The organism is Acinetobacter sp. YH12131 (assembly GCF_013418635.1).
GTDB lineage: Bacteria > Pseudomonadota > Gammaproteobacteria > Pseudomonadales > Moraxellaceae > Acinetobacter > Acinetobacter towneri.
In genome coordinates, this window is sequence record NZ_VPBQ01000011.1 from 48,232 (window position 1) to 64,100 (window position 15,869).

General features: G+C 42.1%; 13 protein-coding genes and 1 tRNA gene. 10 read left to right on the forward strand and 4 right to left on the reverse strand.

Annotated features, from left to right (window positions below; genetic code table 11):
• Positions 1–9 precede the first annotated feature (9 nt).
• The 5 genes from galU (at position 10) to galE (ending at position 5,402) form a co-directional block, all read left to right on the forward strand.
• Positions 10–891, forward strand: coding sequence for a UTP--glucose-1-phosphate uridylyltransferase GalU (galU, locus tag FTU66_RS09230; RefSeq protein ID WP_180112723.1), 882 nt, complete (start codon positions 10–12; stop codon positions 889–891).
• Between the two features lie 180 nt (positions 892–1,071).
• The gene (locus FTU66_RS09235; protein ID WP_180112724.1) at positions 1,072–1,314 is read left to right on the forward strand and encodes a hypothetical protein; all 243 of its coding nucleotides are present in this window, start codon (positions 1,072–1,074) and stop codon (positions 1,312–1,314) included.
• A gap of 80 nt (positions 1,315–1,394) precedes the next feature.
• On the forward strand, positions 1,395–2,663 hold the full coding sequence (locus FTU66_RS09240; protein WP_180112725.1) for a nucleotide sugar dehydrogenase: 1,269 nt from the start codon (positions 1,395–1,397) through the stop codon (positions 2,661–2,663).
• Positions 2,663–4,387: a glucose-6-phosphate isomerase gene (gene pgi, locus FTU66_RS09245; protein WP_373684821.1), complete on the forward strand. Its 1,725-nt coding sequence runs from the start codon at positions 2,663–2,665 to the stop codon at positions 4,385–4,387. The genes FTU66_RS09240 and pgi overlap by 1 nt, the downstream gene beginning before the upstream one ends.
• The gene (gene galE, locus FTU66_RS09250; RefSeq protein ID WP_180112726.1) at positions 4,380–5,402 is read left to right on the forward strand and encodes a UDP-glucose 4-epimerase GalE; all 1,023 of its coding nucleotides are present in this window, start codon (positions 4,380–4,382) and stop codon (positions 5,400–5,402) included. The genes pgi and galE overlap by 8 nt, the downstream gene beginning before the upstream one ends.
• Before the next feature lie 94 nt (positions 5,403–5,496).
• On the opposite strand, the gene FTU66_RS09255 is transcribed toward galE, so the two are convergent.
• Entirely contained in the window at positions 5,497–6,867 is a 1,371-nt protein-coding gene (locus tag FTU66_RS09255) for a phosphomannomutase CpsG (RefSeq protein ID WP_180112727.1), read from the reverse strand.
• Between the two features lie 214 nt (positions 6,868–7,081).
• On the opposite strand from FTU66_RS09255, the gene FTU66_RS09260 reads away from it, so the two are divergent.
• Both FTU66_RS09260 and FTU66_RS09265 read left to right on the forward strand, forming a co-directional pair.
• On the forward strand, positions 7,082–8,320 hold the full coding sequence (locus FTU66_RS09260; RefSeq protein ID WP_179994269.1) for a hypothetical protein: 1,239 nt from the start codon (positions 7,082–7,084) through the stop codon (positions 8,318–8,320).
• A 166-nt stretch (positions 8,321–8,486) separates the two neighbouring features.
• The gene (locus FTU66_RS09265; protein WP_179994268.1) at positions 8,487–11,834 is read left to right on the forward strand and encodes a DEAD/DEAH box helicase; all 3,348 of its coding nucleotides are present in this window, start codon (positions 8,487–8,489) and stop codon (positions 11,832–11,834) included.
• 17 nt (positions 11,835–11,851) lie between these two features.
• Here the strand turns inward: FTU66_RS09265 and FTU66_RS09270 are convergent, their stop codons facing one another.
• The 3 genes from FTU66_RS09270 to FTU66_RS09280 all read right to left on the reverse strand — a co-directional run bounded on the left by FTU66_RS09270 (position 11,852) and on the right by FTU66_RS09280 (position 13,880).
• Entirely contained in the window at positions 11,852–13,141 is a 1,290-nt protein-coding gene (locus FTU66_RS09270) for a type II toxin-antitoxin system HipA family toxin (RefSeq protein WP_180112728.1), read from the reverse strand.
• Complete coding sequence (locus tag FTU66_RS09275; RefSeq protein WP_180112729.1) at positions 13,138–13,455, reverse strand: helix-turn-helix domain-containing protein; 318 nt, start codon at positions 13,453–13,455, stop codon at positions 13,138–13,140. The genes FTU66_RS09270 and FTU66_RS09275 overlap by 4 nt, the downstream gene beginning before the upstream one ends.
• A 349-nt stretch (positions 13,456–13,804) precedes the next feature.
• Positions 13,805–13,880: transfer RNA gene (locus tag FTU66_RS09280), tRNA-Gly, on the reverse strand.
• 233 nt (positions 13,881–14,113) lie between these two features.
• Between FTU66_RS09280 and FTU66_RS09285 the strand changes: the two genes are divergently transcribed.
• The 3 genes from FTU66_RS09285 to FTU66_RS09295 all read left to right on the forward strand — a co-directional run bounded on the left by FTU66_RS09285 (position 14,114) and on the right by FTU66_RS09295 (position 15,857).
• A complete protein-coding gene (locus FTU66_RS09285) occupies positions 14,114–14,425 on the forward strand; it encodes a BolA family transcriptional regulator (protein WP_178319033.1) in 312 nt (103 codons plus the stop codon).
• A 13-nt stretch (positions 14,426–14,438) separates the two neighbouring features.
• Entirely contained in the window at positions 14,439–14,831 is a 393-nt protein-coding gene (locus tag FTU66_RS09290; protein WP_180112730.1) for a SirB2 family protein, read from the forward strand.
• A 189-nt stretch (positions 14,832–15,020) separates the two neighbouring features.
• Positions 15,021–15,857, forward strand: a complete 837-nt coding sequence (locus FTU66_RS09295; RefSeq protein WP_070155018.1) for a ParA family protein — start codon at positions 15,021–15,023, stop codon at positions 15,855–15,857.
• Positions 15,858–15,869 lie beyond the last annotated feature (12 nt).

Sequence of the window (15,869 nt, forward strand, 5' to 3'; positions counted from 1 at the left end):
ACATTTACCATGATTAAAAAAGCCATTTTACCCGTTGCAGGTTTAGGCACCCGTTTTCTGCCTGCCAGTAAATCTATCCCTAAAGAAATGGTGACCGTGGTCGATCGTCCTGCGATTGAATATGTAGTGCGGGAGGCAGTTGCAGCAGGAATTGAGCAAATTATTTTGGTGACCCATTCATCTAAGGCTTCCATTGAAAACTACTTTGACCGTAATTTCGAGTTAGAAACCACACTAGCACAAAAACAAAAACTGGATTTGCTCAAAGAAATTGCCGAAATTTTACCTGCACATGTCAGTGTCGTGAGTGTACGTCAGCCACAACCTTTAGGCTTAGGTCATGCTGTTTTATGTGCTAAATCTGTAGTGGGCAATGACGCCTTTGCAGTGCTGTTACCCGATGTATTGGTTAAAGATGATGCTGCACAAAATGACTTGGCGCGTATGATTCAGCGTTTTGAGCAAAGCCATGCCGCACAGATTATGGTCGAAGCAGTGCCAGATCATCTGGTCGATCAATACGGTATTGTCGATGTAGCCACTGCACCCGCAGAAGGTGAAAGTACCGTGATGCAGGGCATTGTCGAAAAACCTGCAGTCGGCACGGCACCTTCTAATTTATCGGTAGTGGGGCGTTATGTCTTGCCTGCAGAAATTATGACTTTGCTCGAAAACACCCCTAAAGGGGCAGGTAATGAAATTCAATTGACCGATGCGATTGCCATGTTGCAACAAAATAGTGTGGTGGAAGCTTACCGTATGCAAGGTCAGACTTTTGATTGTGGCAGTAAGTTAGGCTATTTAAAAGCGGTATTGCATTATGGGGTGGATCATCCAAAATTAGGGGATGATTTTAAAGCCATGATTCAAGAATTAAAGATTGAATCTTAAGGATGGGTTGAGGGAGGAAAGATTAGAAAATCTTTCCTAGCCTCTCTTCTTACGCAAGAATTTAAAGCAGTGCTTAAACTCTTGCTCAGGGAGGAACATCCATTATAAAGCTTTTGCTAGTGCGAACTTCCCCCTTTGAAAAAGGGGGATTGAGGGGGATTAAAAAAAGGAGAGCCAAATATGGTGAAAACTTCCAATGTTGAAAATCTCTCCCAACCTCTCTTTAAAAAAGAGAGGGGTGCTCATTATAAAATTGATTTTATGTGCGAAAATTTAAAGCAGTGCTTAAATTCTTGCTCATGGTGGAACATCCATTATAAAGCCTTTGCTAGTGTGAACTTCCCCATTTTCAAAGGGGGATTGAGGGGGATTAAAAAACCTGAAAAGTTATTCATATATGATGTAGGAAAGGATGAAATGTAAAAATCCCTCCTAACCTCCCTTTAAAAAAGGGAGGAACCCACGTGAAATAAACAGCATCAACCAATACGCAGGAACACATTTTGAAAGTCGCAGTCTTTGGAAAAACCCTCTATGCAGGCGTGATGTCTGCACTCTTGGCAGAATGTGGGCATCAAGTCTATTGGTGCGATATCTTTCAGGATGCTGCCCATCCACTAGAACAGCAACATCTCAGCTTTCAAGACCAAGCCTTGAGCCTGTTATTACAACAACAATGCAGCAAGGGCTTTTTACACTATTGTGATTTTGCTGCATTGCCTTTAGACGTTGATGTGTATCTACTCAGTTTGAACCCGACTGAAGAAGCTCACGCCTTAACTGTTTTGGGGCAGTTGCAACAACGTCCGATCATTCACCCTAAACTGATGATCAATGCCTCGACTTTGGGTTTAAATGGCACACAGCGCCTGCAAAAAATCTTGCCACAAGATGACTGGATTTATTTGCCCGACATGATTCAAGAGGGCAATGCCATTCAAAGTATGACCCGTGCACAGCAACTCACGGTGGGTTGTGAAAATGAACGTGCGCAAGTCAAACTCAAAGAATTACTCCGCCCCTTATTCCCACGTGCACAGCAATATCTGTTTATGCCCGTGTTGGATGCAGAATTTACCAAACTGAGTATTTCAGGCATGTTGGCGACCCGTATCAGTTATATCAATGACTTGGCGGTGGTGGCAGAAAAACTCGGGATTGATATTGAACATGTGCGACAGGGTATGGCGGCAGATAGCCGTATTGGTGCATCGTATATGTACCCTGGTGCGGGGTTTGGTGGTGAAAACTTTAGCCATGATATTCAGACTCTGGCCAGTACCGTATCCACCACAGGGGTGAAAAGTCAGCTGTTGGCGCAGGTCTGGGACATTAACGAACAACAAAAAGAACTCTTGTTTAGAAAGTTGTGGAATTATTATCAGGGCGATTTAAACGGCAAAACTGTGGCGATTTGGGGCGCGGCTTTTAAAGAAAATACTGCACGGGTGCAACATTCTCCAATTCATGTGATGTTGCCTGCGTTGTGGGCGCAGGGTGTGACGGTCAAATTGCATGACCCACAAGCATTGCCTGAAATTGTGGCACAGTATGGTCAGCGTGATGATCTGATTTTATGCGCAGACCAATATCAAGCGGTAGAAGGTGCATCGGCATTATGTGTGCTGACCGCGTGGAAACAATATTGGAGTTTGGATTATCCAACTTTGTTGCAGCAGATGCAGCATCCGCTGATTTTGGATGGTCGTAATATTTATGATCCTGAATTTGTGAAAGCACAAGGTTTTGCCTATATGGGAGTCGGTCGCTAATGATTCGTAGCACAATGCCACAGACGCAAAACTCGATTTCCCAAAATGACAATGCCTTGTCGCAGTTACAACAATTGCAGCATCAGTTTCAGCAGCTGCATTTAAATCAGCTGTTTGCTCAAGATCCGCAGCGTTTTCAGCGTTTCTCGGTGGCTTTGGACAGTGTGCTGTTTGACTATAGCAAGCATCGGATTGATGCCAAGGTGTTGCAGACCCTGGTTCAGTTTGCACAGCAGAGTCAGCTTGCTGAGTGGATTGGACGTTTATTTTCAACGGCAACAACGGGCTCAGAGAAAATCAACTATACCGAACAGCGCGATGCGATGCATTGGGCCTTGCGTTTGCCTGCGCCTAGCACAGCAGCAAGCGCTTCCGAACAGAGCGATGCCTACGCTGCATTGACTGAGCAAGTCCATACCCAGCTTGAGCGTATGTATGCCTTGGTGGAAAAAATCCATGCAGGCCAATACCGTGGTGCCACGGGTGAAGTGATTCAGGATGTGGTTAATATTGGTGTGGGTGGCTCAGATTTAGGCCCCTTGATGGTGACCCAAGCCTTATCTGATTTTAAAGTGGCAACTGAAAAACCACTGAATGTACATTTTGTGTCTACCATGGATGGCAGTCAGCTATCCGAATTGCTGCATCGTCTGCGTCCCGAGACCACTTTGTTTATTATTTCCTCCAAGTCTTTTGGCACCATTGATACCTTATCCAATGCACAGACCGTGAAACAATGGCTAGAAAAGGCCTTGGGTACACATGCGCAAATTCTGAAACATCACTTTATTGGGGTATCCACCAAAGCAGATAAAATGACCGCTTGGGGCATTTGTCCTGAAAATCAGCTCTTGCTGTGGGATTGGGTGGGTGGTCGCTATTCGTTATGGTCGTGTATTGGCTTACCGATTGCCCTGACCATTGGCGTTGCGGGTTTTCAGCGGTTTTTAGCAGGTGCACATGCGGTTGATCAGCATTTTCAAACGGCTGCATTTGATCAGAACATCCCAGTGCTGATGGGTTTGCTGGGGGTGTGGAATAATAATTTCCTGAATATTCAGACTCATGCGGTCTTGCCTTATGATGGACGTTTAAAATACTTCGCTTCGTATTTACAGCAATTAGAAATGGAATCGAATGGCAAGTCGATTCAGCGTAATGGCGAGGCGGTGAGCTTGGACACTTGCCCGATTGTTTGGGGTGAGGTCGGGCCGAATGCACAGCATGCGTTCTATCAATTGTTGCATCAAGGGACACATGCGGTCAGCTGTGATTTTATTGCCCCTGTGCAGCGTTATAATGCCAATCAATTTACCTATGCGGAAAATGCTGAGGCTTTGGTGGAGCAGCATCATTTGGCCTTGTCCAATTGCTTGGCACAGTCGCGGCTTTTGGCCTTTGGCAATCAGGCATTAGATCAGCAGGAATTAGATGGCTTAGCTGCGTATAAGCAGTACAGTGGTAATCAGCCAAGTAGCAGTATTTTATTGCAAGAACTCAATCCGTATAGCTTAGGCATGTTGATTGCTTTGTATGAACACAAAGTCTTTGTACAATCGGTGCTGTGGAATATCAATCCCTTTGACCAATGGGGCGTAGAAAAAGGTAAGGAAATTGCCAATCAGCTTTTGCCTATTTTAAATGGGCAGCAACAGGATTTATCGGCACTCGATGCATCGACTCAAGGTTTATTAAAAATTTTATTAGGAAAAATAGATGGCTAATGTTTTAGTAACAGGCGGTGCGGGCTATATTGGCTCACATACCTGTGTCGAGTTGCTGAATGCAGGGCACAGCGTGGTGGTGCTAGATAATTTGTCCAATAGCTCGGCAGAGTCATTGGCGCGGGTGCAGCAACTGACGGGCAAAACCTTGCAGTTTATTCAGGGTGATATTCGTGATGCTGCTGCTTTGGATGCTGTGTTTGCTGCACATCAAATTGATGCAGTGATTCATTTCGCAGGACTCAAAGCAGTGGGAGAAAGCCAACAAATTCCACTGAGCTATTTTGATAACAATATTGCGGGTTCAATTAGCTTGATCCAGGCGATGCAACGCGCGCATGTGTTTAAACTGGTGTTTAGTTCATCGGCTACAGTATATGATGAAGCCAATATTTCGCCGTTACATGAAGAGATGCCAACGGGTATGCCAAGCAATAACTATGGCTATACCAAACTGATTGTAGAACAGCTTTTACAAAAAGCAGCCCTTGCCGATGCACGTTGGTCGATTGCGCTATTACGTTATTTTAATCCTGTGGGGGCACATAAAAGTGGCTGCATTGGCGAAGACCCACAAGGTATTCCAAATAATTTAATGCCTTATGTCACCCAAGTGGCGGTGGGACGTCGTGAAAAACTGTCAATTTTTGGGCAGGATTATGCCACGCCAGATGGTACAGGCGTGCGAGATTATATTCATGTGGTCGATTTGGCCAATGCGCATTTATGTGCCTTGAATAACCGTTTGACTGCCCAGGGTTGCCGTGCTTGGAATATTGGTACGGGTAATGGGATTTCGGTGCTGCAAGTCAAAAATACTTTTGAACAGGTCAATGGTGTGCAGATTCCATTTGAGTTTGCACCACGTCGTGAAGGCGATGTTGCGACCTCTTTTGCAGATAATAGCCGCGCCGTGCAAGAACTGGGCTGGACTCCACAATATGGCCTAGAAGATATGTTGACTGATAGCTGGAACTGGCAAAAGCAGAATCCGAATGGTTATCGTCAAAATTAATCATTCTAGCCATACACTCAGCCACAAAGTTTAGGGCATAAAAAATGGGAGTCAGTTTTGACTCCCATTTTTTATATTGCTTTGATTTTTCAGATTAGGCTTGAATGAGTTGCGTCAACTCATCCACATAGTCCTGCATCGGGCGTGGATTGTGGCCACGACGGCTTTCAATATTTAAGCGCAATAAAGGCTCGGTATTTGACGCACGCACATTAAAACGCCATGCCCCAAAGTCAAGACTCACGCCATCGGTTTGGTCAATTGCTGGGTTTTGGCTAGCATAATGCTCAAAGATTTTTTGGATGGTGGCTTGAGTATCGGCCACTTTAAAGTTAATTTCCCCTGAACATGGGAATTTGGCAATCATTTCTTCGACTAGATTTGATAGCGATTGTCCTGTTTCAGACAATACCGAAACCGCCAATAGCCATGGAATCATGCCGCTGTCACAATAGGCGAAATCACGGAAATAGTGGTGTGCGCTCATTTCACCGCCGTAAACGGCATTGTGCTCACGCATCACATCTTTAATAAAGGCATGCCCAGATTTAGATTGAATCGCTTCACCTTGATATTGTGCGACCACATCGAAGGTATTCCAGACCAAGCGCGGGTCATGCACAATTTTTTCGCCTGCTTGTTTGAGCAAAAACGCCTGTGCCAATAAGCCGACAATATAATAGCCTTCAATAAACTGGCCTTTTTCATCGAACAAGAAACAGCGATCAAAGTCACCATCCCACGCAATGCCCATGTCGGCTTGATGCTCTAATACGGTATTGCGGGTGCTATCACGGTTTTCCACTAAAATTGGGTTCGGGATACCATTGGGGAAAGTACCATCGGCATCATTGTGAATTTTGACAAACTCAACAGGGATATTCAGGTCTTTGAATTTTTGCTCAATCGCATCGACCACATGTCCTGCAGCGCCATTGCCTGCATTCATGACCAGTTTCATTGGGCGAATTTTGCTAGGCTCGATATACGTCATTAAATGGTCAATAAATTGAGGCAAAATATTGTAGCTTTGAGTGCTACCTTTGTGCTCAACTGGGGTAAATTCGCCCGATTCTGCCAAAGCCTGAATGTCTTTTAGGCCGGTATCGGCACTAATCGGACGTGCATTTTCACGTACCAGTTTCATGCCGTTGTAGTCCATGGGGTTATGGCTGGCAGTTACTTCAATGCCACCTTGCACGTCTAAATGAAAAGCTGCGAAATAGACTTCTTCTGTGCCTGTCATTCCCAAGTCGAGCACATTGACCCCTGCATCATTTAAACCACGAATGGTGGCCTGCTTTAAGCCTTCGCTGCTAAGGCGAATATCGCAGCCAATTACAACGGTTTTAGGTTGGTAAATTTGTCCGTAAGCACGACCAATTTTATAGGCAATCTCTTCATTGAGTTCTGTGCCCAATTTTCCGCGAATGTCATAGGCTTTAAAACAGGTGAATGCGCTCATGTATTGTCCTAAATATTTGGAAAAATCGTATTGCTGCCTATGATAATCGAACTGTGTGTAATGTGCTGTATAGAATGGAAGATCAATTGCTTGAAGATGTTTCAGGTCAAAGACTATGGATGAGAAAAGATGTGGTGATGGGCAAGGGTGTTTTTTCTTGAGTAAGAAGTTGGTTAAAATACGGCTCAGACTTATGTGTTCGATATGATTGAAGATGGAATTACAGAAAAGTACTTTAGAGCCAGAGCAGAAACTTTCTGCGCCACAGAAAAAATTTCAGAAACTATGCCAAAAAATTGAGCAGGAACAGCTACGTTTGAATGAATGGCAGACCGCACAAGCCGATATTCAGGCACGTGCCAGCCGTGAAATTTTACCGACTTATGCGCAATTGCGTGAAGTTATATTTCAGCAAATTCAACAATTGCTTCAGCAAAAACAGCAAAAAATGACGGCAGCCCAGCAAACTAAGCTGGATCAAAAAATTGAGCAACTCAGTTTACAACTTTTGGATTCGCAGCAGATGTCTACCGAACAAGTTCAGTTTTTAACAGAATTGCTGAACAGTTATGGGCATCATATTGAATTGCTAGACACAGATGATGTGGATTTAAGATCTGAAGCTAAAACAGCAACAGAGTCAGAAGACGAAAATGTTGAACAATGTGAACAAAATAGTTTTGAACATGATGAGTCTGAACAAGAGCGCTTGGCACAGCTCAAGCTAGAAAGTTTGAAGCATTTTCTTTGTGAAGAATATGACCTAGATCTAGATTTTTTTGATTTTCAGCATGATCCATTAGATTTAGATGACTTTATAAAAAAATTTGAACAAAAAATGCAAGAACAAGAGGAGCTGGATTTTTTAAGTCAGTTGAGTAGTGCGCAAAAAGCTTTTGCCGAACAGCAAATTGCCCGTGAAAAAGCCAAAGCAGCAAAAAAACAGCAACAGCGTGAAGAAGCCAAGAAACTAGCAAATCAGTCCATTAAAGCGATTTACTTAAAAATTACAGCGTGGATTCACCCAGATCGTGAGCAAGATGAGCAGAAAAAACAAGAAAAAACCGTATTGATGCAGCAAGCCAATCAGGCTTATGAAGCCAATGATTTATTGACATTGTTAAATTTGCAAATTCAGCTGGGTCAGCAGCATAATTTGTCTTTCGCCAATCAACAATTAAAAGCGTATAACCTGCTTTTAGAAGAACAGTTAGAAACTTTGCAAATGCAAGTAGATGACATTATTTACTCTTTTAATTGGAGTCAGTTTTTATATTCTAACCGTAAAATTAAAGTGCAGGATTTGTATCGAAAATATGAGCAAGACTATCGACATGTTCAACAAAAACTGGCTCGAGCGCAAGAGATACTGGAAAAATATCAAGACCTTAAACAATTAAAGCAATTGATGCGCAGTCAATATGTGTGGGAAATGCATGCTGTGATGATGTAGACATATTGAGGTTTGGCTTTGAATGTTTATGCAAAAAGTAGTCTTTATTTACAATATTCCTTTTGAGTGAATCCAAGTTATGCTCAGGTTGGGCCGTTCGGCTACTATTCTGAAATGACACCTTTGTTCGTTATAATTGTATAAACATTTTTAGTGTCTGGTAATTATGTCCTCATTGATCAATTTTCTATCTCGCTTTAGTACAGCAACTCTTCAGCGCAGTCTTAGCTATGCTAAACGCATTGATAGGGAAACGATTGAGTTCTTTGAGGAAAAAGACGGGGTTACGATGTATGCCCAAATTGAAGGGACAGATTATTACGATACTGCAATTACCTATAATCCCCAAAAAGACCGTTTAATCGATGACGACTGCACTTGTCCGGTTGGATATAACTGTAAACATGCTGCTGCTTTAGCGCGGTTATTCTTTCAGGAATATCGCCAGGAATTTCAGCAGCGTTATGCTGACTCTCAATCCCCGCAGGGAATCGCAAAACGCCTACGGGGGGATGATCAGGCACAGCGCTGGTTGAATGATTTTAAACGGTATTTACAACAGACTGAACCAGAGCAATCTGTCAAAACAAACAATTATTTAATTTACCTGTTAGATCAGTCTGTCAGCTTAAAGAAATTGACAGTTGATGTTCAGAAGGCCAGACGCAATAAAAACGGCTCAATTGCGGGGGAAAGTTATTATACCCAATATGAAAATATCACCAGAAAGCATCTGACTTTACCTGAACAAAAACGACAATTATTTAACCAGATTTATTATTATGCCAAAATAAACAGTGACGAACGTTTTTATCAAAGCAATCTTGATATCTCCGGAATTTTATTGGAGCATTTCAAATCTTTTATTCAAAGTGGCGATGTGTACTGGCAAAAAAAGAGCCATACTGCACTTCAATGGTCAGAACAAGGCTATCACATCGAACTGATCTGGCAACAAGGTGTAAACAAACAGACAGAGCATTTAAATATTGAATTGGTCAATGGTGATATTCGACTCGATTTAAAATCAAATCCACATATCCAAATTCTCGCTAGCCAGCCACCGTGTTATGTGGATATTCAACAGAACACGGTGGGCCAGTTATATGGTGAATATACGGCAAATCTTCTGTACCATTTTTTACAGATGCCTGATCTTCCATCTATGCTCTTGCCAGAGTTTGAGAAACTGACTCATCAATATTCAGACGTGAAAAATCTGCCTCAGCCCGAGTCTATTCAGCATATTGATGTCCTTGAGGGTAGTCCCCAGCCAATTTTACGCTTCGGTGTTTTAGATAAATTTGATTGGAAATGGGAAGAGTCTGTTTGTGCTGAAATTGAATTCTCCTATGCAGGCGGGCGAATTAAAGCAGGTACATCAGGTGACAGTTTCATTGGTGAGCAGCATGACAAAATGGTGCGACAGCTTCGGGACTTAGTTCAGGAACAACAGTCAATCCAGCGTTTACAGCTATTGGTCGAATCACTGAAGTGGGTGAAAGATCTTAGTTATGACCAGCAATTAAAACTGGATAAACAACGTCTCGATTCTATGGTTTTTGCTTTCTATGGAGACTGGATCAAACAGCTGATGCCCATCAATCAAATTGAGTTGATGGGCTGGCAGATAGAGCATCTGGAAAACAGCCCCTTTAACCTGCAATATGTTGAAAATTTAAAGATTTCTATCACTGAATCTGAAGGCCAGCAGGACTGGTTCAATATCGGGGCGACGGTTCAAGACAGTGCAGGCAATTCTTATAATTTACTTGATGCGCTCGTAGCTTTGGTGCGAGTAAATCCTGATTTACTTGATCCGCGGACTTTTATTCATCTGCATGACAGTCAAATTTTCACCGTGAAAACTGCAGTTGATCAACCTGATTTGGCGCTATCCGCTAGGGATATTAAGCCGGTATTATTGCATCTGCAGAGCATTTTACAGCAAGAAGAGCGCAGTATTGATCGCTATGATGCGAGTCAATTATTAGAATTGCAGCATAATCTTGGGATGACATGGCAGGTCAGTGATCGCCTGCAGAAATTTGTACATAAATTCAAACAAGGCTATCAGCAACAACTGCCAACACCACAAGGTTTTCAGGGGGAGTTGCGTCTATACCAGCAGCAGGGCTTAGGCTGGTTACAGTTTTTAAGGGAAACCCAGCATGGCGGGATTCTGGCAGATGATATGGGCTTGGGGAAAACAGCACAAACTTTAGCCCATTTACTCATGGAAAAGCAGGCTGGATATTTGCAGGATAGTCCCGCCTTAATTGTTGCACCCACATCGCTGATGCATAACTGGTTCAAAGAAGCGGAGAAATTTACCCCAGAGCTCAAGGTATTGCTGCTACAGGGGCCCGATCGCCATCAGTATTTTGAGCAGATTCCGCACTATGATATTGTGTTAACCACCTATCCGCTTCTGGCGAGAGATGAAGAGCAACTAAAGCAATATGAATATCATCAACTCATTTTGGATGAGGCGCAGAATATCAAAAATCCGCGCGCCAAAGCTGCACAGGTAGTACGGCAATTAACAGCGCGACATCGTCTATGTCTAACCGGTACACCTATGGAAAATCATTTGGGTGAGCTGTGGGCACTATTTTATTTCCTGATGCCAGGATTTTTATATTCACAAGAAATCTTTAATAAAAAGTACCGCTATCCTATTGAAAAACGCGGTGATCAGCAGTTAAGGCAAAAGTTGGTAAACCGCATTAAACCCTTTATTTTACGTCGCTTGAAAACTGACGTTGCCAAGGAATTGCCTGAAAAAACCACGATTGAAGTCAATATTGACATGAATGACCAGCAATCCAAGTTATATGAGGCTGTTCGTGCCACGATGCAGGCAAGCATTCAGAAAATTGTGGCAGAAAAAGGCTTTAAACGTAGTCAAATTCAAATTTTAGATGCCTTACTGAAGCTACGTCAGGTGTGCTGCCATCCTAGCTTACTAAAGCTGGATTCAGTGAAAATTGGGCAGGCGCATTCTGCCAAACTTGAACAGTTGATGGATATGGTCGTTCCAATGGTGGAAGAGGGGCGAAAAATTCTTATCTTCTCTCAGTTTACCTCAATGTTGGAACTGATTGAACAACAGTTCCATCACGCAGAAATTGGCTATGTGAAGCTGACTGGAAAGACCAAAAAGCGAGATGAAGTCATTACAGCGTTTCAGTCTGGACAAGTGCCGGTATTTTTAATCAGTCTGAAAGCAGGAGGGGTCGGTTTGAATCTAACTGCCGCAGATACGGTCATTCACTATGATCCATGGTGGAACCCTGCTGCTGAAGATCAAGCTTCAGATCGTGCATGGCGGATTGGACAGGACAAGCCGGTATTTGTCTATAAGCTGATTACTAATAAAAGCATAGAAGAAAAAATTCTTGCCTTACAGCAAAATAAAGCAGAACTGGCACACTCTATTCTAAGTACAGATCATGAAGGCGAAGCGAAACTGACGGAAAATGACGTGATGAACTTGTTTGAGAAATTTTAGTTTGGTTTCAGATTACCCTAATCATCTGTAAGTATCTGAAAGTCCGGATGCAATTTTTTCCAATGTTCTCTTAATTTTTCTTTATGAACAGAAATCATAGGTAAGTCTAGTAATAGCACTGGCCATACCGACCGTGCTTTGTCCATGATCGCGTGAAGTTGTTTTTCAATAACACGCCATGGAACACCGACTTTTTCAGCCCATTGTTCAAAGTGTTTCATCTCAGCTAAATACCAATCTTTATTTTTGGCAAGATTTAAGGCGAAATGACGCTCATTTTCAATATATACACTTGTCATCAATATATCGTATGCAGGGGATAATCTTGGCGTTGTTTTATCGTGATAAATCATACTCCAGTTCTTTAAGTGTGCATCTCCATTGGCGAGTAAAATATTGACGAGTAAACGGCTGGCAAATTGCTGAATATCAAAAATTTTGTTATCTGAATAGTGATAAATGATCTTACCGATCTGCTCATAATTTGTGGTGCTGTATTTCTGGTGTGGATATGAACCAAAGATCTGAGCAAAATCTTCAATATGAATAAGCTCTGTAGTATTAGCAGTACTCTGCCTATCGAATCTCTTAATTGCAAAAGCATATTGCTCTTGGGGTAGATTTAATGGTGGAAGGTCTTGTAAGAGTGCCATATCTACCAAACGAATCTCTGGGATATCTATTCCGACCATTTTGGCAAGGATCATCATAGAGTATTCATTCAGCGGAACAAAAGCATGTCTGGTAGAAGGAGTTTTGATAATCCAGTCCCCGAGTAGAGTCGTTTCCGTTGCCTGTGCTAGTGTAAAACGCCCATCTTTGGCTTTCATGGAAAACTTCATTTGGACGCCGGCCAAGGAAAACTTATTATCTGTTCGAATCTCTTGCTTTAAAATTTGATCTGGATTCGAGATCTGCAGTTTGAATTTTATTTCATCTGGAATTTCTTCTGGATCTAATGGAGTCGCAATCAGTGCTCCAGGTAAATCATGACCTAAATCTGCCAATAACTGAAATTCATTGTCTATATGTACTTTGAGGCTTTGTGCAATCAGTTCGCGTAATGCACCTTCTGGTAGCAGATTTGATAGCAAGGGGTGTAAGCGCTGATGTGTAACATAGGTCTTTTCTAAAATCTTATCCGCTTGAGGATATAAAGGGGAAGTAAGCAAGCTCAAGGTCGGACGTTGCTGATCCAAGTGAAAAGAATCTGTGAAAACCAGAATATTTTTTCCGCTCTGAAATCCTGCCAAGTATCCAACGACAACGTGATGTAATGTTAATTTCAGGACTGCAACAGTATTCATGGTTCCTCTCCTCCGAGAAGACCTTTCCATGGGTTAGACATTAAGTCATCTTGATCTTCAATAGTGACTTTAATTTCATCATTCAATAATTGTCTAATCAAATGAACCTTATCATCTGGGATGAGCATCAGTTGAGCATTTAGTCCTGCCGCAATAATTTCTAAGGTATCTAATCGAGGATTGCCTTGACTTTCCAGTTTTTGGTACTGCTGTCTTGAAATGCCTGTACGTGATTGCATATCAACTTGCTTTAAACCCAATAGGGTTCGTCTTTTTTTGACTTGCTGTAGTAAAGACTCATTTAGTGTAGACATATTTATTGCTTTTTGGTGGTATAAGAAGCATATTAGTTGCTTTTTTATTAAGAAGCAATGACAGAAATTATTAACAGGCTCCGCGGCATCAATATTTAGGATTTAGGCAAGCTGATCTTGTTTAACATAAGCCACTTAGTAGTAGCTAATACTATCTTTTGTTTTGGAGTTTTTTTTATTTTGTATGATTGATACTCTGGAGCATCATCTACACGGTTTTTTGTTCACAGTTTTGAAAGAGCACTTTTGTAAACTTACTTTTTTTAGAATAAAGATCTCTTATGAAGAAAAATATTGAATAAAATCAACAAAAAAAGCCTCAATCTTTCGACTGAGGCTTTTGAAATTCTGGAGCGGGAAACGAGACTCGAACTCGCGACCCCAACCTTGGCAAGGTTGTGCTCTACCAACTGAGCTATTCCCGCATGCGGTGTATAATACATGATGCAAAAATAGGGTCAATCATTTTTTGCATATCGTTGTACTGACTGAATAAATAAACAACATTTTTAGAAAAAACAGCAGTCATCAGCCTAAATTTCATAACGAAAAGTGGTGCGAATCGTAAATCGAAGAATCCTCACGGCAAGATGCTGCGAATCACACAGAACACGTTATACTTCAGAGAGCTTTTAAAACCATTCGGGGAAATACAAGCATGAGCTTAGAACAACAGTTGCTACAACGCTTAGCCGTTTTCAATCCAAGCCATTTAGAGGTGGTGAACGAATCTGCAGGACATGGCGGTTATTTCCCGGGTAAAGAGTCGCATTTTAAAGTGGTGATGGTGAGTGAAGATTTTCAGGGGCTACGCGCTGTACAACGCCATCAAAAAATTTATGCTGCTGTAGGTGACTTACTTGCGCCAAATAAAATTCATGCACTGGCGATTCATGCCTTTGTTGCATCTGAATGGCAGGGACAAGACACCAGCAGCCCAGAATGCGCCCACGCACCAAAAACATCGTAATGGAATGAAATAAATGGAAAATTTAGGAATGCTGAATACCATTCACGTTGCTGCGGCGGCTTTATTATTATTGGTGCTGTTTGTGCGTGCCATGACTTTGTTTAAGGGCACACAAAATAACTCGCCTAATCCTAAAGCGTGGACAGTCTTTGTGGCATTGCAACACTCGGCACTGACGCTGATTGTGGTGACAGGTGTCATTGCTTTGTTTTTAAAAGACTTTCAAGTCGAAACATGGTTTTATGCCAAAATTATTTTATTTTTGGTGATGCTGTCATCTTTAATCAAAGCGTATAAAAAAGATGACAGTATTTTGTTGATTCAACGCCGTGTTGGTTGGGGCTTAGCCTTAATCGCATTTTTTGCCATTTTAGGTTTGGTGATGTTAAAGCCAAGCTTTGGCTAAGTCAGCAGATCTTATTGTGGATGTTGCTCGTGGGTGTGAACTCACGAGCATTGAATGTATGTAAATATTGGCAAAAGATTGGCTGCATATTTGAGCACTGGTGAATTGTTAGACATAATTCGGCAAGAATATTTACAGCTCAGTTAAACTGAAGTGATGTCACAACAAAAATTGAAAAGAGGGGCGGCAATGCGCACACGTGTGGTGTTTAATCAGAAAGGTGGTGTTGGAAAATCCAGTATTACCGTCAATTTGGCTGCAATCAGTGCGCATCAGGGTTTAAAAACATTGGTGATTGACCTCGACCCGCAAGCCAACTCCAGCCAATATTTGTTGGGTGATGATGCTACTTATTCTGCCGACAAGCCTGCGCTTGAGCCCAACATCGAAAATTATTTTGAAGAAGTGTTGGGTGCAAACCAATCCAAAGGTTTACTGGGCAATGCTTTGGGCTCAATTTTAAAAAACCGCAGCAAAGGTTTAGAAGCTTATGTGCATCAATCGCCATTTAAAAATTTGGATGTGATTCCTGCGAGTCCGCAATTGGGCGGCTTGGCACATGCACTTGAATCGAAACATAAAATTTATAAGCTGCGCGATGCCTTGCAACAATTGTCCGATCAATATGACCGCGTGTTTATTGATACCCCGCCTGCATTTAACTTTTTTACCTTATCGGCATTAATTGCTGCAGATCGGGTGCTCATTCCATTTGACTGCGATGTCTTTTCTAAACGCGCTTTGCAAAGCCTGATTGAAAATGTGTTGGAAACTCAGGATGACCATAATGCAAACTTGCAAATTGAAGGCATTGTGGTGAATCAATATCAGGCACAGGCCAAGTTACCGCGTGAAGTGGTGCAGCAACTCAAAGATGAAGGTTTGCCTGTTTTGAATAGTATGTTACCGCCTTCGGTGTTGATGAAAGAATCACATCATAAAAATTTGCCATTAATTCATTTGGCAACAGATCATAAATTGACGCAGGCCTATCAATCATTGTTCAATGAAATTGAGCAAGCGTGATACAGAGGTAGA